The following is a 20,606-nucleotide window of genomic DNA, read 5'->3' as shown; positions in this document are numbered from 1 at the left end:
ATACGACCCCGGCACGCGGCGCGCTCACTCGAACGGATTGCTCGAGTCGACGTCCGGCTCGGGGAGACGCTGCGCGAATGCGTAAGACATCCAACCTCGGACCCTGGGATCAATATTCGCTATGGTTCGAGACAGCGAATCAAATTGATTTATCTCTCGCTGAAATATCTCGACTTCTGCGTGCTGCGCTTGAACGTGCTCACCCAACGAGAACGTGTTGGACAGACGATCCCTGAAATTCGGATTATTACGAATTTCTCGCCTGAGTAGCGTAGCCGGCCGATCGCCAAGCCCGGCACCGGTAAGCGTGTCGAGCAATTGATTCACCTGTCTCACGGCCTGGGCATAGTTTCCGTCCTGCGCCAGAGGTTCCAGCTCCGCATCGAGCTTCTCTCGTTCGTGGGAGCTCCACCCAGACGATGAGTCATGCGAGCGCCGGCTGCTTGAACCATGACCGCCCGAGCTCTTCTTCGAGCTGCTCGAATGGTGGCCAGACTTCGACGAGCCGTGGTGACCCGACGATGACGAGCCACTCTTGCTGCCGTTATTGCCCATGAGACCCGCTTCGTCGGTGAAGTTGACCGGATCGTGCCCCACGTACGTGTACGGGTGGCACTCCATCAGGCGGTCCACGCAGAACTCCGGCCGCATCAGCGCATACGGATCCGGCGTCGCGAAGCTCGCCAGCGTCGAGACATACTCGCGTGCGCCCATGTGCACGAGCCCCGTGTCAGGGTCACGCAGCTGGCCGGTGAAGCCAAGGACGATCTCGGTGCTGGCAAGGCCCGAGGAAGCGTCCCCGTTGCCCCCCGCGAGCGTCCCGAACGGCGTCGGGTCGACCGAGAAAACCACCTCGCCACGCTCGTCGACCACGCGCCGCACGGCCCCGAGCTGATCATCGAGGAGCGCGAGCACGCGCGCCTCGTTGACGACGAGCGCGGCGCGCCGATCGCCGAGGCGCACGAGGCTCTGGCGTTCCACGCCGTCGTCGCTTGTCGTCTGCGTGGGATAGACGACGAGCGACTCCGGGACCTCGCGCTCCCCCTCGCGGCGGAGCGAGCGCTTCGAGACCCGATCGCCGGCGACCTCATAGCCGTAAACGATGGCCCTGCCGTCGACCTCGACGCGCCGGAGGCGCCCCCAGGGGTCGTACTCGGCGTGGCGGAACGACCCGAACGCGACGAGGCGCCCGAATTCATCCACTTCGCCAGAGCTTCCCTCCGGAAGCGGCAGCCCGCCGCCCGCTGCTTCGACGCCGAACGGGCCCGCCTCCGCCCCCTCATCCAATGCGGCGACCTGGCCGGACGGCGTATACTTGTAGGTGTGGGTCACGCCTGCCACGACAGCCCTGGTCAGCTCGCCTCGGGCGCTGTACTCATACGACGCGACTGCCGATGCCTCTCGCGCGGCGATGATGCGCCCGTCCGCGCGACGGTCGTAGGCGACATCCTGAAAGGCTCCGCCCGCGCACGACGCATCGCCCGCGCACGCCTCGAGCTGCACGAGCTCCCCCGTGCTCGCGTCATAGGTGAGCTGCCGGTGAAGCCGCGTTTGCGGGATACGGTAGCTCGCGAGATCGCCGCGCGCGTTGTACGTGATGTCCGCGAGGAGCGGAACGGCCGCGCGCCCGCCAGCGGACCACGCGATCGACGAAGGAGCCCCCGAGGGAGTGCGCGCGAAGGTGAACACACTGCCAAACGGATCGCTGTAGGAGGCAAGCGTCCCGTCGAGGTCGTACGTGAACCGCTCCTCATACTCGCGGCGCGCGTCCTCGGCCTCGAACGTCACCCGCCGGCCCGTGACCTGACCATCGCGGTCGTACGCGAAGGCCTCATGCACGCGGTGCCCGCCCACGCGGTCCAAAATCGTCGCCTCGCCGAGGCGCCCGATGAGCTCGGGGCGCGCCTCATCCCCGTCGCGACCGTCGTAGGTGAGCTCAATCTCGTCCCAGCCGTCCGGACGCGACGACGACGACGTGGAGATGGAGATCGGGCGGTCGAGCGCGTCATAGGTCGTCTCGATGCTCTCCGAGATCCGGAACGCCCGGTCCCAGGTGCGCTGATCGGTCACGCGCCCGCGCGCGTCACGGATCCACAGCCGCGTGAGGCCACCGGGGAGCGATGTCATCACGACGGTGCCCGTCGAGTCGTGGGCCACGCGGCGCGGCGTCTCGGAGCCCGCGAGCACGATGGCGCGCAGACGCCCGCTCTCGTCCCGCTCGTAACGATGCACCTGCCCGAGCTCGTCGACGATCGCGTAGATCTCGTTGTCGCGCGCGACCTCGCGCCGCGTCTCGCGGCCCGCTCCCTGCCCTGCGCCGAGGTCCCGCTCGATCAGCCGGCCCCAGGGTTCAATGGTGACGCGCGTCACCAGACCCGTCGCGTCCGTGCGGATCGTTCGGCGCCCGAGCCCATCATAGACCGAGGCCTCCCCGCGCGCCGCGCCCTGCGGCGAAGGGAAGCGACCCGCATCGAACGCCTCGCCAACGGACATTTCGCTGGAGTACGGGAGCGCGTCGAAGGTCTGATCGCCGCGGCGCCCGTAGCGGGTGAACGAGACGATGCGTGCGCCCCCCGCCTCGTGCGCCACCGCCTCGCCGAGGGCGAGGCCGTCAGCGCGGAAGGCGGCCAGGCGCTCGATGTGGGAGCGCCCCGCCTCCGCGCCTTTCACGACGATGTGAACCAGCGCGGGGGATTGCGCGCCAGCGTCGCTGTAAGCGTAGTGGCTCTCTGCACCGCTGGAGTGCGCCACGCGCACGAGACGATGGCGGGCGTCGACCTCGTTGAGCACCACGTCGCCCTGGGGCGTCCGGAGGTGCGTGGGCCAGGGGCTCCGCGCCGGGACGACGCCCTCGGCCGCCGGGGCGAGCGCCGTCAGCGCGCAGCCCGTCGTGCCGTAGCAGTACTGCGTCGCGTGACCGAGCGCGTTCCGCGTCTCGACCACGAAAACGCCGGTCGGGTCATAGATGCTCGTGCTCAGGAGCCCCTGCGCATCCGAGCTCTCCACCACGTTGCCGAACACGTCGTAGCGGAACGCCTTCACCTCCGTGCGCGGCGCCTCCAGCGGCGCCCGCACCGCCGCGGGCAATGCGGCGAGCGCCTCTGCGTCGATGAGGAGGGGCCGGGTCGCGCGGATCGGCAGTGGAAGGTCGGCCCCATAGTCGTACGACGTCTTGTCCAGCACCCGCCCCGACGACCCCGAGAGCCGCGATATCTCCCGTCGCGCCGTCAGCACGCCGCGCGCCTCCCAGCCCGCGTCGAACGTGAAGGTGTTCACATGGCGCCGCGCCGGCACCTCTGTCCCGTTCGGCCCGACGACCGCGGACGCCGACTCCTCCTGGCGGACGAGCCGGTTGTAGGTCGTGTCGTACGTGAAGGTCTGCGTCACGGTCGCCGCCTCCGCGCAAGGCCCCGCGACGCACGCGGGCGGGCAGCCCGCCTCGCCGCACTGCGCGTCCCGAATGCTCGCCTGCTGCAGGAACGCCGGCGTCTTCGGCCCGGGCGCCGCCGGCACCAAGGCCCACCTCTCCTCGTGCACGGCGAGCAGCGACTCGACCTCGTACGGCTCCTCATCCCAGGTCTCCGCCGTCCGCGACGCCCCCTCGATGCCGCTCGGCCACGCGCTCGCGTCCGCCGCGATCCGCGCTGCCTGCGCGCCCGAGAGCCGCGGGTGGAACGACTCCTCGGTGCGCAGCTTGCCGGCGAAGAAGCGCCTCACCGGCGCAGCCGCCGACGACACCTGATAAGCGCGCCGGCGAACGACGCTCGCCGAGCTGTCGTCGCCAACATCGAGCTCCTCGCATTGCCCGAAGCCCGCGAAATCGCGCTCGCGCTCGTTGAAGTACGGCGCGTGGTACTGAAACTCCTGCACCCGCGGCGCCTCGGCGCCCGCCGCCGTCAAATGCCGCTTCGCCACGGTCACCGGATACGGCAGCGCCCGCACCCGCGCGTCGTCCCGGCCGAAGCGCCGCGCGTCGCGGATCAACTCGTCCGTGCTCGTCGCGTACTGCACGGCGTGCCTGAGTCCAGGGCCCTCCTCCGCGTCCGACAAGAGGTCAGGGCCGATCAGGTTCTTCACCCCGTCTCGGTTGAAATCGATGATCTTGATCCGCCCTCCGCTCGCGTTCGCCTCGTAGACGAGGATCTCCTCCACGCCGTCGGCGTCGATGTCCAGGACCCGGGTGTTCCACTTGTTCGCCGGATCGACCGACACCCCTTCGTCCAGCGGGATTCTCCGCTCGGCGGCGAAACCCTCCGCTCCTTGTCCGAGCCACACACCGAGCTCGTTGGCCGCCGCCGTCACGTTGACAAGGTCCATGTCCCCGTCGCCGTTGACATCGATCAGCCACATCGCGTTGATGTTCTGGCTCGCCGAGAGCCCGGGCACCGACACGAACCGGCCCTGCGCGCACACCGGGTCGTTCACGCTCGGGTCCCCGAACAAGAGCGCTCCCGTCGCGAGCTTCGCCACCGACGTGGAGCCTGATGAATACGCCGTCACCTTCCCCTGGTTCTCGTAGACGCAGATGCCCTTCTCTCCGCCTCCGCTCGACCGGATCACCGCAAAGTCCGTCAGCCCGTCGCCGTTCGCGTCCAGGAAGCGATACGCCGGGTTGTCGAGCTCCGTCCCCGCGCCCTGCCGGTACGGGAAGGTCAACCCCACCAGCGGCTTGAACGACAGCGCGCTGGCGCCCGGCTGCGTCACGTTGATGAACGCCGTCCACGTGCTGTCCGTCGACCCGGCCACCGTCGTCAAGAGGTCCGCCTTGCCGTCGGCGTTCAGGTCCACCGCCTGCGTCCGGCCGCGCGCGAACCGCGAGAGCTCTACATCCACCAACGTCGAGCTCGCCGCCGCCGCAAAAGGACGCGTCCGGTCCGCGCGGCCCGCGTGGTGCGCGAGCTCCGTTCGCGCCCCCGACGCCGTCGCCTGCACAAAGTCCGTTCGACCGTCACCGTCGAAGTCGCCCGGCAGAAACACGCTCGTCGCCTGCGCCGCCGCGTCGAACCGCGGAACGTCGCTCCGCGACACCCCGCCGATGGTTCGCTCCACCGTGAGCGGCGTGCCGCTGGTCGTGAACAGGCTCGCCTCCGCGAGATCTCCGCCGTTGTACGACGGCACGCTGGTCCCCTCGCGCGCAGAATACCGCACGATGTCCGCGAGGCCGTCCGAGTTGATGTCCATCAGCTCCGAGCCACCGCTCGGACCGAAGCCGAACACGTCCGGCACGTCCATGTCATAGACCAGCTCGTGGCCGGACAGGTCGTCGGCTCCCCACCCCGTGTACCGGAACCGGATCAGCGGCTCGGCCGCCGTCGACCGGTCGAACGGTGCTTCGCTTCGCCCGAACCGATAAACGCCGAGCAGCTTGCTCTCGCTACTGAGCGCCGCCGCCACGCGCTGCCGGTCAGACTCGAAGTCTTCGCTCGCCAGCGCCTGACAATCCGCGTCCGTCACGATCTCCGGGCCGCTCTCGCCGTGCACCGCGTGCACGAAGCACCACGTGTACATCGGCTCGCCGTCGAAGCTCGCCGACAGCTTCGTGTAAAGCTGCCCCGGCCCCTGCGGGTAGCCCATCAGATGGCTCACTCGCCCTTCGCTTCGCGGCACCGACTCCAGCGTGTACGCCGATCGCCCCCCGGCGAACCGCACGCTCCTGAGGTACGAGCGCTCGGCCGCCTTCGTGTACTCGTACGACACAGCGTCGCCCGCCGGCGAGATGGCGTGTACGAGCGGCCACCGCGTCGGGAAGAACCCCGACGCGACCGCCACCCCCTCCGCGACGCTCGCTTCCTCGCTGTAGATCTCCCGTCGGCCGTCCGGATACACCACCTCGAACCCGGTGAACGCCACGCTCTCCAGCGCGCCCGACGCGTCGCGCATCGCCACGGTCCCGCCCTGCGGATATCGATAGAGCCGAACGGTCGTCTCCGCGGCGTCGAGCCGGTATTCGATCCTCGTCCTGCCGCTCACCGTCTCCTTCTTCACCCAGACCAGACGCTCGGCGCCCAGCGACAGGCGCGCCGTCACATCCTGCGTGTCCGACTCGCGGCCACGGTACGGCACGCCCCAGTCCGTCGTCATCTGGATCGACGGCACGCTCAGGCTGAACCCCACGCCGAACCCTCCCGAGAGGTCGGCGGCCACCGAGCCATACGACAGCGCTACACCCACCTGGGATGAAGCGCGCGACGGCAAGGTGGGAAACGGAAGGCTCGCCGAGAGCTCACCGCGATCCGGCGAGACCGCAACGCCGAGCACCGGCCGCGCCCCTAGCGCTGATACATCGCTTGGCGATGTGGCCGTCGACGACGCCTGGCTCGAGAGCTCCTCCCCGGAGCTCGTCACATCGTCCCCTGGCACGCTGCCCCCGCACGCGATCAGCACGAAGGCTAGCCCACCTGACCATGATAATCTTCGCTTCATTGTCAATTCGCTCCCTTCAACGATCAACCGCCAAGACCTTCTCGACGAGCGCGCGCGCGGCTCCCTCCGCGCCGATGCGCCCGTCGGCAAACTCCACCCAGACCGGCGCCAGGGCCGCCTCCGCGGCGCGCACGCTCGCCCGATCCACCGAGACCGCGGGCGCGCGCAGCGCGCTCTCCTGCTCCACCTGCTCGGGCGCGCTGGCGTCCGCGCCGCCCCCGGTCCCGCCCGGCGAACCCGAGAGCGGCAGCTTCCCGAGCGCCGCGAAGATGCGCTCCTGCCCCTCGCCGCGGAGATAGGCGACGATCCCGTCCGCCGCGGTCGTCTCGCGATCCTTCAGCGCCGGCGCGCGCTGCACGCCGTACGTGCGCCGCACGCCCCTGAGCGGCGGCCCACCGCGCGCGAGCGACGGCAGCGGCGCCACGCCGAGGCGCTCGCCGAGCTCGCGCCGGAGCGCGGGGATCCGCCACTCGCCGAGGACCGCGAACGGGGCCTGCCCCTCCACGAGCAAGCGTGCGGCGCAGTCCGACGCGCACGCATGCGGCGAGAGGCCGTACGTGAAGCGCAGATCACCGAGGAGCGCGAAGGCGTCCCGCGCGGTAGTCTTCGCCTCCTGGGACGGCGCAGCAGGCCAGAAGACGTCCGAGAAGAACGGGAGCAGGTGATAGACCTCTTCGGGGAGGGCGAGGCCATACGACACCTCCCCCTTCGCTTTCATCGAGAGCGCCTGCGCCATGAGATCCGGAAAGCTCGCCGGCGGCTCGGCGACGCGGCTCCTGTCATAGGCGAGCACCGCATAGTCCGCGGCGAAGAGCGGCGCGTCGCCCGCCTCCGCAGGCTCGAAAGGACGGAGGACGAGGTGCGCGCCTCGGGCGCTGGCGAAGCCCTCCTCGGCGAGCGGCCTGTAGGTCACGCGCACGCGCACGCCCGGCTGCCGCTCCAGGTAAGGCTTCAAGAGCTCCTCGACGCGCGCGCCGAAGTCAGCGCTCACCGACTGCGCGAGCTCGAGATCGACCCCCCTGTCGACCTCGGCGCGGCGCAACACGACGTACGCGAGCGACAGCGCAAGCGACACGATCCCCACCGCCGCGGCCGCGGCGACGATTCCCTTCCTCTTGGTCATGGTCCTTCTCGCCCTATTCGCCCGTGGGGTCCCACAGCGTCGCCGATTCGACGGTGCAGGCTCCCTGCCTCAGGCCATATGTGATCTCGTCGAACTCCGGCCTGTCGAAGATGATCTTCGCCGTCCCTCCCGACAGCCGCGAGGGGCAGCGGAGCACGTGTCCGAAGTTGACGACCCTGGTGTTCACGAAGTTGAGCTGGCCCCTGCCCGCCACCGAGAGCATGACCGACTCACGATCGAAGTAGCCGGGAGCGCTCGTGAACGTGCTGTCGACCGCGAGGAGCCCGTCCTCGCTCCACGTCGCGCGGTCGTCGCTCCACGCCACCGCCATGGGGCCTGACACGCGCATCCCGACGACGAACGCCTGCACATCGGCGCTGAGCGTCAACGCGCGGAAGTTCGCGACCGAGCCCCCGATCCACTCCCCCCGGAGATCGACGAGGTCATCCGCCGTGAGCCCAGGCTGGGCGAGCGACTCGATCGTATGGACCCCGGCGACTGGCCACGAGACAATGGATACGCGTGCCCGGTCGGCCGACACCCCATCGGTGAAGGCGCGCACGCTCGAGCTGTGAAGCGCGAGCGTGCCTCCCGAGAACACGATGCCTTTGTAAAACACCGGCGCAGCGTCGCCGCCGATGACCACGTCGCGGACCCGCAGGACGAGCCCTCGCGCAGCGCTGCCCGCCGCCTGCACGCCCACGCGCGCGAGCGGCGCCGGCGGGCCCGCGGTGCTCCCCGTGGGGGCGCGCGACACGAGCCGGAGATGCTCCAGATCGACCGTCAGATCCCCCTGCACCAGGACGGCCGGCTGCGCTTCGGTGCACGCGGCGCTCGAGCCGAAGCCGCAGGTGGGTTGCGCCACGCTGATGATCGATCCCTCAGGCTCGCCGACCATGCGCACCCTGCGCATCCTCGCGGGGAGCACCGCCGCATCCAGGGTGAACGGCGGCCGGCTCACCGTGGCGCGCTCGCCCACGTGGACCTCCAGGGCCTCGGCGTCCACCGCGCAGCTCCGCGTCAGGGTGGCGACGGTCGTGGTCGACAGGTCCGTGCCCTCGCGGAGCTTGACCGAGCACGTGCGGTCCGGCACGAGGCACGGAAGCGAGACCAGAGGCGGGGCCGTGCCCTCGCCCTTGCCGGCGTTGTAGGCCGCGATGAGCCGCGCTAGCCACGTCCCGCCGCCGTCGTGGCCCGCGAGGCCGAAATGGCGCTCCCAGGTCTCGCCCGCGGTGCAGATGGGCAGATCCAGGACGACGCCGCCGAGCGGCGCGCGCCGGCTCGTCGTCCCGTTGAGCTCGAGGCGGTCCGTGGAGCGCCTTCGCTCCCCGTCCAGGCACCCGCCGGTGCTCGGATCGAGCGAGCCGCTCTCGCACTCGAGGTAGCCGTCCCTCAGGACCTTGTGCGCCGGGATCCAGTCCGCCGCGCCACACCGCTCCAGGCACACGTCGAAGAACGGCATGTCGGGCCGGATCTCTTCGTCTTCCGGGACGACGTCGGTCGACTCCGAAGCGCCAGGCACGGCGAGGAGCGTCCTCAGGCCGGCGAGCCCCCTTGCGCGCTCGGCGTCGGTGAGGTCGTTGTAGGGCCGCCCGTCGAGCGACTCGACGAAGAACGACGTATCCCCCTTCTTGACAAGCACCATCCACCGGAACTCCACGCTCGGCAACCAGGCCGAGTGGACCTCCCAGCCGTCGTAGGGCTCGGTCGCGCGCTCATTCGCGCACGAGAGCTGGATCGGCGTGGCGCCCGGCTCGGGCGTCCAGCCGGGGCTCCCCAGAGGAGGGGCCGGCGCGCGCCGCGCGCGCTCGGCGATGCCGAGGTGCCTCATCAGCCCCCCGCAGCGGTTGGGAATGACGAGATAGCGCCCGGGTCCGGCCTGGGGAGGCTCGCCATCCAGCCGGTACTCGAGGCGCGACAGGCCCTGCGTCCTTGGCTCCGCGTAGACGTTCGCATCCGCGGCGATCCGATCCGGACACGCGATCATCGGCGCCGTCGCGCCGATGATGACGTCGGTCCTCTCGGCGATCGCGCTCCGCCTCACGCCGAAGAGCTCGCGCACCGCGCGCTCTTCGAGGCACCCCTCCAGGCGGAGCAGGATCGTCGTGCCGTCATCCTGCGGCAGCTCGGCGGCATACCGCATCTCCGAGCCCGCCGCGCCGAGCGCGCGGTAGCGAAGCAGCGTCGGCCTGGCGGCGGCCGCCAGGGCGTGCTCGCTCGTCATCTCCGGCTCGCTCGCATCTCCGCACGCGCTCGCGACGATCGGAACGAGCGCCCACAACCATGTTCGCTTCATCATCTTGGCCTCGCCGCGCGCAGTCACGGGTGGAACTCGCTCATGCAGGCGTCGACCGCCCTCGTGTTCATCGCCGTGTTGGAGACGTACGACGCCGGAAGCCCCACCCCCCTGCACAGCGCGGCGGCCGTCTGCGCGCCGGCGATGACGGTTCCGGCGACGTCGGCCGCGCAGAGCGCGTTCACGTCCTTCACCGGGCGGCCGGCGACGGCGTCGATCTGGTTGCACGCGTTCGTGAAGAACGTCCGGTTGCGGTTCCGGATCTCGCAGAAGTAGATGCTGCACTGCCGCTTCAGGAGGTCGTTCTCCGCCGCGCTCCGGTCGGCGAGGAGCGCCATGTCGCGCTTCATGAGATCGAGCTTCTGCAGGAGCGTCATCTCGTTCGGGACCGCAGGCAGCTCGGCGCGCGCGAGCATGTCGCGGAGCCCCTCGTGGCTCCTCTGCAGCTCCACGCGAACGTCCCTGCCCTGGTACTCGTAGAGACCGCTGACCCAGCGATCGACGAAGTCGAGGATCGTCTGGCTCCGCAGCACCGCGCGCTCGTACCCCTCGTGAAGGCGCGTCACGGCCGAGGGGAGCGGCCCCGAGCAGAGCCCCGTCGTCTCGCTCCCCGGGAGGCAGAACATCGACGCCATCCCCTGGTAGGAGCTGACGAGGAGATCCTTCTTTTGCACGAGGCCGCCGAGGAGCGCCGCCGAGTCCTGGAGCGAGCTGTCGGCCATCTCGATCTTGCGCGCCAGCATCGCCTTGAGCGGCGGAACCGCCCTGTCGCCGGGGGGCGCGGCCTCCGTCGCGGCGCCGAAATAATCCGCGAGGATGTCGTTGGAGACGGCCTCCGCCGCCGCGTCGATGGCCGCCGGCGAGGGCGACGACACGACACCGCACGTGGCGTCGTGCCCTCCGTGCAGGTAATCCGCGTAGCATTGCGCCATGCTCTCGGCGTGCCCCGTCAGGCTGAAGTCCGAGGCGTCGTAGCTCATCTCGAGCCCCTCCCACCGCACGCGCGTGAAGCTCGCCTTGGCCATGCCCCGGTGCATGCAGAACGCCTCTCGGGGAGCGAGCTTCGTGGTGAGCTCGCCCTGGTACCGATCTTCGAGCTGCGCGAGCTTGCGGCAGTGGAGGAGCCCCTCGAAGAGCGCCGCCGCGTTCCTCTGCGACGGGAGCAGGCCCACCGTCGCGGCCTTCTCGAGCTCGTGGAGGCCGTGGTCGACATCGCCGTCCGGGCGATGCGCCTCGCACACGCCGTTCAGGAAGTGCACCGGCGCGCGCGGCCCCACCTTGACCTTGAGATTACCGTCAACCCTCTCGATGGGATAACCCTGCCGCGGGAGCGCGTCCCACTGCGACGGATCGCATCGACCGGACCAGATCTGCGCGCGGAGGTGCGTCTTCCGCTCCTGCAGGTCGCACGACGCGAGGTCGCGCGAGCACTCGTCGTCCTCTTGGGCCGCCGCCATCCTCATCCCCGGGAGCGTCGCGAACACCGCCGCAATGCAGAGCGGGACGTACGACGCCAAATCCTGTCGAACCATCGGCCAGACTCCTTCTATCCTCAGAGAGCTGCTTCCGTTCGCCGGCCTGCGCTTGAACGTCAGCGCACCGGCTTGCGCACGAAGATGAACCCGAGCTTCAACGACGGAGCACCTTGGCTCAGGCAGCGCACCAGGTTCTCGTCGGCGGTGATCTCGTACGTGCCCACGAGCGGATGGCCCACGAACGGATACGCGTTCTGGATCAGGCCGTCGGTCAGGCGCCGCTCGAGCCCCTCTGCGGTGTACGGCCCGCGACGGAAGCGGAGGTACTCGTCGTTCATGAGATCCATGTCCGAGCCGCCGTACACCGGGATCAACGCCGCGACTGGCCGCTTCACCACGAGGCTCGGCACGATCTCGCTGCTGTCCTTCGACAGGCGCGAGAAGACGGTGCCAAACCCGAGGTGGGTCATCTGCATCTGCTGAGAGCGGCACGACGAGCTCGAGACCCCGGCCAGCACGTGCACGAGGCGCATCGGCTCGCGCTCGTTCATCGTCATCTCGTCCCAGAGGACGAAGTTGCCGAGGTTCCGGCTATCCTCCTGCGAGGCAGCGAAGGGCGAGATCTCGAAGCGCGCGCGTCCATTCTCGAGGAGCTCGGACACGAGCCCGCTCGTCTTCTCCAGCGTGAACTCGGCCACGCTGCCGGCCATCGTCTCGGTGCTCCAGGCGAGCGAAGAAGGCCGGCAGACCTCGCTCGTGCCGACCGTCCCGCAGTCGCTGAGGAACGAATCCAGCTCGGCCGCCGTCCCGATGAACGTCCTGTCCGAGGACAGGTGCCCGACGTCGCCGGCGAAGTCGCTCAGCACGTTGTAGCGGTTCCGGTACAGATTGTAGGTGAAGTTGACGTTCTCGACGACACGGCGCTTGGCCTCGAGGAACTCGGTCGCTCCCCGCGTGAGCTCCGCCTGCATGTTCTCGAAGTCCCAGAAGAGGACCTCGGCGGCGTGGTTCACGGGCGCCATCTCCACGAGACCCATGATGCGAGCGCGGCTCTCCAGCACCGCGTCGCGCATCTCCCGCTCGATGGCCAGGAGCTCGTGCTCGAGATCCCTCGCCTCTTCCACCATCCGGATCTGCCGGCGGAGGTCCTCGATCTGCGCGAAGGTCGCCGCCCTCTCGTCCTCGATGACCGACGCGAGGAACGCCATCTGCCCCTCCGAGATGTTGATGGTGTTCTTCCGGATCTTCTCGCGGATGTCGTTCAGCACCTCGCGCGTCGCGTCGTAGTGCCCCTCCAGGTCGTGCACCTTCCCCTGGTAGTGGCTGATCCGACTTATCTGCGCCTCGATGGACGATCGCATGGCGAGGAGGTTCTGCTTGTCCTGCTGGATCCTGCTCGCCTCGATCTCGAGCTCCCCGAGCGCGAGGGTGAGCCGCTGGATCTCGATCTGGGACTGCTCGCGCACGTTCTCCTGCTCGTCGATGTCGAAGTCGACGAGCGCCGACTCGTCCGACTTGGTCTGGAGATCGGCCACCAGCGCCGCGCGGTCGGCCCGCAGCTTCGCGACCGTCGCCGCGAGCTCCCCCCGGTCCAGCCTGCACTGGATCGCGTGCAGCTTCTCCTCGCCGGTGATCTCGACGACCTCCTTGTCGAGCTGCGCGAGCTGGACCGAGATCTCGGCGAGCGCCCGCTTCTTCGTCCACTCTTCGATGAGCTTGTGGATGTCGAGGGCGTTGATCTCCCTCCTGAGCTCCTCGACCCGAACGTTGAGCTCGTGCCTCTCCTGCGCGATCATCTGCTCGAACTGCAGCTCCCCGAACTGCCACTCGTAGACCTGCGCTGCCGTGTCGGCAGCGACCTTCGCCGCCGCCGCTGCCGCCTCGACGAAGCGGAACGTCTTGACGGGGAATATGCCCATGATGCCGGTGTCGCCGTCCGGGATGGCCGCGAGGACGGCCGCCGTGGCCGAGAGCGCGAGCGCAGCCCCCTTCAGCCCATCGAGGCCGTTTTGTTCGGCCATCGCCGCGTCGAGCGCCCGCATGCGAGCGTTGATCTGATCGACCGTCGTTTGCCACATCTCGCGCTGGTGGTCGAAGATCTTGAGGTTTTGATTGTAGAGCTCCTCCGCGACCCGCTTCAGGTTCTCGTCCTTCGTGGAGCAGCTCGTGCCAGAGCCGTCGATGCACGCCCTGATCTTGTCGATCTCTTCCTTGCTCTTGGTAGAGAGCTCTTTCCGCGCCACGCAGATCTCATCGATGAGCTCCTGCTTCGGCGTCTCGACGGACGGCGGGCTCGCGCACGATGCCCCGGAGATCGGATCGGTGAACCCTTGCGCCGCCCCGCTGTAGAACGCGAGCTCGGCGTCGATCGAGCAAATCTGGTGCACGACGGGGACGCGCATCGATTGAAACACCGTCTCTTGCGAGGTCCGGAGCCGGCTCGTGACGATCTCGGAGCCGTCGATGCGCTTCTGCTCCAGCGCGATCTGCCGCTCGATCTGCGCCTTACGGTTGTCGACGAGCTCGAGCTCCTTGTCGTCGGACGCGATACGGTTCGAGAGCTCGTCGATCTGCAGCTCGAGGCCGTCGCGCTGCATCTCGAAGTTGAAGGCGGCGAGCGTCATGTCGATGTTGAACTGGATCTCGGATATCTGCTCGCGCACCGCGTCCTGGTCGAGCGCGAGCAGATCCTGCTCGCGCTGGCCCCTCAAGAGCACGATCTGGTTCTCTAGCTCCTTCGTCTCGCGCTTCAAGGCCAGCTCGAGCACGCGGATCCTCTGCTCGAGCTCGAACGTCGATATATCGCTCTGGAGCGCGCTCAGCTTCTGCTGCACGTCGTTCTTGAGCTGCTCGGCCATGTCCTGGAGCTGCGCCATCTTGTACACCTCGAGCTCGATGGCCCGAGAGTGCTTCATGTTGGCCATGTCGAACTTCTGGTTCTGGAGATCGGTGTATTTCCGTGCCCACGCCTCGAGCATGCCCTGGATGTTCAGGTCCTGCTGCTCGATCGCGGCCTCCTGCATCCGCAGCTGCTGGCCGAGCCGCTCGACGCTGACGAGCGGGAAATCCTCGGGATCGATGTCGATGTACAGATAGCCTTTGCGCACCGACTCGAGGCGGAGCGTCACGTCCTTCTCGATCGCGGCGAGCGTCGCGAGCTCGGCGGTGAAGAGGTCCCGATCGGGGAGCGAGCCGTTGACCTCCATGACGAGCCAGAACGCTTGATCGTAATACGTGGCTGCCTTGTAGTACTCGCTCCCCTTGTCCCCGTCCGCCGCGGGCGCGTCGCCGAGCGCCTCGCCGACCAGGTAGCTCATGTGGTCGAGCCGCGCGACGGAAGCCTCGCGGTACCAGACGTCGCCCGCCGCCACGAGCAGCTTCGCCTTGAGCCCCTGGAGCTGCGCCATCGCCTTGAGATACCGGTTGAAGGCGATGTTCCTCTGCTCCTCGCCCGTCCCCGAGCTCGTCTGCCGCGGGAGGCGCGCGATCCCTTGCTCCACGATCTCGAGCCCCTTCGTGGCCTGCGCGAGGAGCTCTGCGGGGCTCGTCAGCGTGTCGCCGGGCGCCCCGCCCCCTTTCGCGTTGAGGAGCGGCAGCCCCGTGGCGCGAAAGCGATAGACGTTCGCGCGCTGGTAATAGCACTCAGCGTCGCAGACGCGCACCGTCATGGACTCGGGGCACGTCCCCCTCGCGCCGACGAGCGCCTCGAGCTCGCCGAAGCTGTCCTCGAGGAGCGCCATGTTCGCGCGGTACTGCGCGATCTTGAGCTCCGAGACGAGGCGCCCCACCTCCGCGCGGATCGCGGTCTCGTTCGAAGGGACGCACTCGATCTCCTGCGCACGCTCCTGGGCGCGCGCAGCCGAAGGCAGCAGCAAGAGGCCAAGGGCGAATGAAGACAGCAGTCTTTTCATGGATTGCTCCAACAAGCTTTGCCGCGGGGCTAAAGGCTATTGATGTACCCGATATAAGCCTTCGAGAGCCCCGAGACTCTCTCGACGAAGGCCATCTGGGTCGGGTCGCTCGCGCCCGCCGCTTCCTTGAGCGCGCCGTACGCTCGTGCCGCCTCGGTCAGACAGGCGTCGACGCGCCCGGCGTACTCCGCGAAGTTCTCCGGCGTGAGCGCGTCGGGGATCGTCGCGCACACGCCGAGCCTCTCCTGGGTCGCCCAGTCGAGCCCTGGCGTCCGCGCGATCTCGCGGAGGGTCTCCGCCACGGCGCCGAGGAGCGCCGCGTGGCGCTCGAGCGTGCCGTGCGCCGCCGCCACGTCGGCGTCGACCCCGGCGGCGCTGGCGTTGGCGCGGATGCGGTCGATCTCGCTGCGCTTCGCGCGGAGCCGCGAGATGAGCGGCTGCCCCGGAGGCGTCGTGGCCGGCGCCCGCTCGAGGCCGAGCGTGTCCCGCTCCACGAACTCGTAGAGCGAAGCCGTGTCCTCGACGGTCTTCTTGAGCAGGAAGATCTCGCGCGTCGGGAGCTCCACGGCCGAGTCCCGGAGGGCCGCCGCGTACTGCCGCTCTTTCTCGGCGAGGCTCTGCGACGTAGCGTCGATCTCCGCCTCGACGCGCGAGCGTATCCGCTGGTCGATGCCGGCGCGGAGCATCGACTCGACCTCGGCTTTGCGCACCGCCTTGCGCATCGCGCAGAGGTTCGCCGGGATCTGGTCGGAGAAGGGCCCGGCGTGGAACGTCCGGGCCTCCTCGAGGAGGGTGTCCCAGCCGGCGCGGACCGGCACGGGGAGGCCGGAGTCGGCGCCGAACCCGACATAGCGCGCGTGCTCGATCGCCCGCTGGTACGACAGGCACTTCTCCTCCCGCGTCTGCCCTTCCAGGTACGCGAGGCTATGGGCCACGAAGAGCTCGAGGTGCACGGTGCTCGCCATCTGCAGGATCTCGTCGCTCCGGCCCGCCGGGGCGCCTTCGGGCTCGCGGTAGCTCCGGAGCGCCCCGACGAGGAGCTCGAGGAGCGCGACGCGGCGGTGGAGCTCGCGCGCCGTGGCCGGCGCGACGCCGGCGATGGGCAGGAGGCGCACGGTCGTCGAGGAGCCGGTGACCTCCTCGATCGGCACGGCGTCTTCATCGATGATGCCCCCGCCCGAGCTGCCGCCGCCCGACGACACCGGGCGCAGCTCGCTCGAGGCGAAGGAGAGGAGCGCTGTGTCGAGCGGCCGCCCCCCGGTCGCCCGGCGAAACGCCTCGTCGACATCGACGAACGACGGCACCTCGATCGCGGGGCCGCTCGGGGTCGGGAGCGAGGCCGCGTGGGAAGCGAGCGACGCGAGCGACGCGACGGGCACGATGGCCAGGGCGACACGCCAGGTGCGCTTCTTCACGGCGTCCTCCTGCAGTACCAGGCCGGCCTCGATGGATTGCAGTACCTCGCCATCCCGTCCTGCCAGAGCGTCTCGACGTGCGCGGCTGTCCGGGCGAGCTCGTTCCGGTTCGGCTGCGCGAGGGCGTCGTCCAGCGCGGCCCTGCCGGCGCGCTCGGGCGCCTCCATCGCCGTCCAGAAATTCGTACCCAGAATCAGCGATGTAGAGAGATCCCTGAGCTCGATCACCGTTTGCTCCTTGCGACTCACGTAATCCTCCATCGACATGCCGCCGATCGCGGCGATGATCTCCGCCTCGATGACCGCGATCTCTCCGCGCTTCTCCGGCAAGATGAGATCTGTGAAGTGGGTCGTCCTGGCGCCGATCGTGCCGAGGATTTGCGATTTCCACGTCGCGTCGTACACGAAGCTGGGGAACGACTCGTCCCCCCCGACGGGCTGCTCTGCGACCTTGACCGCATTGGCGCCGAAGAGGCCGTTGATGCGGTCCTTGATCCCGAAGAGGTATTGCCGCCCCACGTCGATCTCGGTCAAGTTGAGGCCGCAGCGCGTCTCCACGCTGGACGCCGTGGCCACGAACGCCTTCATCTGATCGCCGAGCTGCGTCATCTTCTCGCCGAAGCGGTCGCGGAGCCCGTCCGGCCCCGACGACTTGTAGAAGAGCCCCCGCAGGCGCTCCACCGCGTACCGCCGGCCGTAGCGCTCCAGGCTGGCCGGCGTGTGCGACGACTCCTCGCACCCTTTCACCGCCTCGAGGGCCGCCATCATCTTGGTCGCGTGGTACGTGTACTTCATGTCGTCGGACGTGCCGAACGAGTGCTGCTCGCGGTAGAGCACCTGCTGCTCGGTCAGGAACGCCTCGAGGAGCTCGCTGGCGCGGACCGCGGCGTGGCACCGGAGGCTGTCGGCGCCGGTCCGGTTCGACAGCCCGAAGTGGGCCATCCCGAGGAAGTACCGCTCCTGCGGCGTGAGCCCGAGGCTCTCCACCTCGATGAGATCGACGATCTCCTGGTAGTTTCCGCGCGCCGCGAGCGTCTCGTAACAGAGGCGCTTGTTCTGCGTGAACACCGACCCTTCCGAGGCCGCCGCCGCGCACGCGGGAGGCGGCGCCACGTCGGCGTTCGCGGCGCCGGCCGAGCCGACGACGCAAACGGCGCCGGCGACGATGCTTGGATAGCGGATCTTCATCTCATCACTCCCATCGAGGCGGACGTCAGCGCTCCCGTCGGCAACCCGAGGCATCGGCCCCAGGATTGCCGCCGGTCTCCACGAGGCAGATGATCGAGGCGTAGTTCGCTGGTATCCAGTTGTCACGGATCATCGCAGCTATGTAGTCCGCCCAGCTCGCGTCTCCGACGCACGGTCTGCCGCTCCTGTGGCAGGCGCGCGAGGTGACGTTCTCGATCTCGTAGAAGCAGCCGCTGGTGTGGTCAGAGCACCTCTTGAGATAGCTCGCGTGCTCCGCCTCCAGCGAGCGTCGTGTGTAGTTCCTGTCCTTGTTGCCGGTGCTGTAGAACTCGCCGGTCCACCACGCGAGCCCCTCAGCCGCAGGGCACGGGCCGACCTCCACGGGCGTCTGCCAGCATCCGTAGGCCCAATCGTAGCTCGCCAAGAGCTCGTCGCGCGACGCGGGCGTCGCGTTCGCCACGCGGTCGTTCACAAACCTGTAGAGGCCGGTCCGGGCCGCCCGATCGCGGTTGCCGTCGATTTCGCTGGTGAAGTACGACCGATCTTCGCCGAAGACATTCCCGCCGTCCAGGTTCATGCGTCGCGGGTTGCTCCTCTTCCCGTCGCCGATGGCGCGACCGAGGATGTCGTGAAGCGAGTCGGCGCTCCCGCCGAATACGTAGCCGGCGAGCGACGCCATCGTCCTGGCCTCGACCTCTTCTCTGGGGGATCCCGCGCCGTTGTGCGCCTCATAGATCGTCGTCGTGTTCTGAAGCTCTCCCTCGTTCGGCTCCCGCCCGAACACCCAGAAGAACAATTCCACCATCCTGGCGCGCCCGGGGCCCCAGCACCCGACCTCCAGCATCCGTGTCTGGCTGGCCGGAGCGTTCGGATCGATGAAGAGGTACGGCACGGCCGCCCTCGGGACCGACTGCGCCGGCGGCGCCCCTCCGGCGAAGAAATTCGCGGCCCTCGGGCACGTGAAGCGAACCAGCGATTTGGCGCCGTTGAGCTGGAAATAGCGGGCCGAGGGCGACTGGTCGGCCGTCTGGAAGATCTTCACGTTCCTGTCGCAGGCGAGGTGCGGCTGCCGGTCAGGATCCGAGGCGGTGAAGCGCGGGTCGCTCGTCGAGAGCTCCTCGAGCGTCGCGGCCGGGTCGAAGCCGAAGGCCTGCTTCATCATGTCTGCGTTCGAACCGCAGTCGATCGCGTAGCCCTTCCCGCCGGCGATCAGGTAAGGCGTCACGCGCGTCCTGATCCCGGTGAACGGGTAGCGAACCAGGTAGAGCTCCGCCTCGGCGCTGTAGCTCGCCTCGCTTGGCTGCTGCGGGAGATCGCGGCGGGCTCGCGGGAGCGCTCGCCCGGTGCTCGAGTGGCAGTTGATCTCCCGCGCGGCTATCTCCTGCGCCTTCCAGACATCGAGGACGGCGCGGTTGATGGGGATGCTCACCTGTTCGATGTTGCTGCCGTCCGCCACCGTCCACGAGAGCGCCGAGAGCAGGTTGCTGCAGCCGACGCTGTAGATCGTCCCCGGATCGTCGCGGAGACGGAGGTAGTACTCGGCCTCGCCCTTCCCCAGATCGGCGTCGACGCGCCGGTAGACCTGGAAAATTTGCTGGCGTGTGACGTTGGGGTTTGCGTCGCAGCGCAGCGTATGGATGGGAACTTGCCCGCCCGCGTCGCGTTCGATCTGCGCCTTCATGGCGTCAAACGAGTCGTAGAAGGCGGCCTGGTTGAGGTCGAGGGTCCGCGGGTACCCGAAGCCCTCCAGGATCGGCCCGTAGTTCGAGCCGCAGCCGATCTGGAACACCACGTTGGGCTTGTTATCCTTGAAGCTCACGACGACCGGCACTTCGCGCGGCAGGTCATCTGCGAGGTCCGGATTGTCGTAGACGAGGACCTCCGTCACGTTCGCCCCGATGATCGCCGACGCGGCAGTGCCCTTGATCGACTCGTCTACCGCGGGCTGCGCCTCGCTGGCGCAGCCAGACACCCAGCCCAGCGAGGCGGCCGCCAGCGCCGCGACGCACCGTTGTTGTACGATCTTCACCCCGTCCTCCGCCTTTTCGTCCTACCCCGGATCGTCGCGCTGACCGGCGCGACCCGAGCCCATGCCCAATCGCGCAGAGCCGTTCGATCCCGGGTCCTGACTATATTGTAATTATGCTACGCAAATCCGCTCTGAGCGCCTCTCAGGACTCCAGTCGCCAGGCTGCCCTCGGCTGCCTGGCGGCTGGAGGTTTTGAGACGTTCTGAATGAACGTGTGGACCCTGCGAGCGCAGCGCAAACTCCAGCTTGTTGCCTCATGTCGACGGCGTCGACGACGCCGTGGGCATGAATTCGCCGAGTAAAATTAGAGTAGAGTTGCGTCTGCTCTCGCGGATGGTGTGCTCCCCGCCGCCCGATCCGGGGAGCTCGCTGCACTTGATGCCGCCACGGGGAGCGCCCCTTCAGATTATTTTGTTATGGCCTCCCCGACCCGTTCGCTTACCCGCCACCCGAGCATCGCTCCACGCACGCGAGCCGCGCACAATGCCGAGCGGACGCGGCAATCGCCGTGGGTCGCTTGGCGCCTGTGCCGCCAGGGAGCGGAGGAGACGGGGGGTCGACGGTGGTCCCCTGCGATGCGCTTCCGTCGCGGACGAATCCGTACCCACTCGGTGACTTCAGGGCGGGTGTCGCCGTCGCCGCCGGCAGCGCCGACGGAGCGAGCCTCGGCGGAGCGAGCCTCGACGGTGACGGCGCAGCTCGGCTGTCCGCCCGAGCCTCCAGCTCCAGCGCGTCAGTCGCGCCGGC

Annotated in this window: 8 protein-coding genes; all 8 read right to left on the bottom strand. The window is 68.7% G+C overall.

Annotated features, from left to right (window positions below; translation table 11 throughout):
• Positions 1 to 24: 24 nt before the first annotated feature.
• Positions 25 to 6,258, bottom strand: coding sequence for a toxin TcdB middle/N-terminal domain-containing protein (locus WME89_RS13910; protein WP_438009662.1), 6,234 nt, complete (start codon positions 6,256 to 6,258; stop codon positions 25 to 27).
• Positions 6,259 to 6,439: 181 nt separating this feature from the next.
• Positions 6,440 to 7,546 (bottom strand): hypothetical protein, encoded by a 1,107-nt coding sequence (locus WME89_RS13905; protein WP_438009661.1) that lies wholly within the window; start codon positions 7,544 to 7,546, stop codon positions 6,440 to 6,442.
• Positions 7,547 to 7,559: 13 nt separating this feature from the next.
• The gene (locus WME89_RS13900) at positions 7,560 to 9,845 is read right to left on the bottom strand and encodes a hypothetical protein (RefSeq protein WP_438009660.1); all 2,286 of its coding nucleotides are present in this window, start codon (positions 9,843 to 9,845) and stop codon (positions 7,560 to 7,562) included.
• A gap of 20 nt (positions 9,846 to 9,865) precedes the next feature.
• The gene (locus WME89_RS13895) at positions 9,866 to 11,374 is read right to left on the bottom strand and encodes a hypothetical protein (RefSeq protein ID WP_438009659.1); all 1,509 of its coding nucleotides are present in this window, start codon (positions 11,372 to 11,374) and stop codon (positions 9,866 to 9,868) included.
• Positions 11,375 to 11,433: 59 nt separating this feature from the next.
• Entirely contained in the window at positions 11,434 to 15,228 is a 3,795-nt protein-coding gene (locus WME89_RS13890; RefSeq protein WP_438009658.1) for a hypothetical protein, read from the bottom strand.
• A gap of 29 nt (positions 15,229 to 15,257) precedes the next feature.
• Positions 15,258 to 16,643 carry a hypothetical protein gene (locus tag WME89_RS13885; RefSeq protein ID WP_438009657.1) on the bottom strand — a complete coding sequence of 462 codons (1,386 nt, stop codon included), beginning with the start codon at positions 16,641 to 16,643 and terminating at the stop codon, positions 15,258 to 15,260.
• Complete coding sequence (locus tag WME89_RS13880; RefSeq protein ID WP_438009656.1) at positions 16,640 to 17,830, bottom strand: hypothetical protein; 1,191 nt, start codon at positions 17,828 to 17,830, stop codon at positions 16,640 to 16,642. The genes WME89_RS13885 and WME89_RS13880 overlap by 4 nt, the downstream gene beginning before the upstream one ends.
• A 25-nt stretch (positions 17,831 to 17,855) precedes the next feature.
• Entirely contained in the window at positions 17,856 to 19,859 is a 2,004-nt protein-coding gene (locus WME89_RS13875; RefSeq protein WP_438009655.1) for a hypothetical protein, read from the bottom strand.
• Positions 19,860 to 20,606: the final 747 nt, after the last annotated feature.

The organism is Sorangium sp. So ce321, assembly GCF_051530195.1.
In the GTDB taxonomy this organism is placed as follows: Bacteria; Myxococcota_A; Polyangia; order Polyangiales; family Polyangiaceae; genus Sorangium.
This window is presented reverse-complemented; position numbering and strand designations above follow the sequence as displayed.

Bases quoted from the DNA above. Each gene is read 5' to 3' on its own strand.
- WME89_RS13880 (WP_438009656.1), bottom strand. From the start codon at position 17,830: ATGAAGATCCGCTATCCAAGCATCGTCGCCGGCGCCGTTTGCGTCGTC.
- WME89_RS13895 (WP_438009659.1), bottom strand. From the start codon at position 11,374: ATGGTTCGACAGGATTTGGCGTCGTACGTCCCGCTCTGCATTGCGGCG.
- WME89_RS13900 (WP_438009660.1), bottom strand. From the start codon at position 9,845: ATGATGAAGCGAACATGGTTGTGGGCGCTCGTTCCGATCGTCGCGAGC.
- WME89_RS13890 (WP_438009658.1), bottom strand. From the start codon at position 15,228: ATGAAAAGACTGCTGTCTTCATTCGCCCTTGGCCTCTTGCTGCTGCCT.
- WME89_RS13905 (WP_438009661.1), bottom strand. From the start codon at position 7,546: ATGACCAAGAGGAAGGGAATCGTCGCCGCGGCCGCGGCGGTGGGGATC.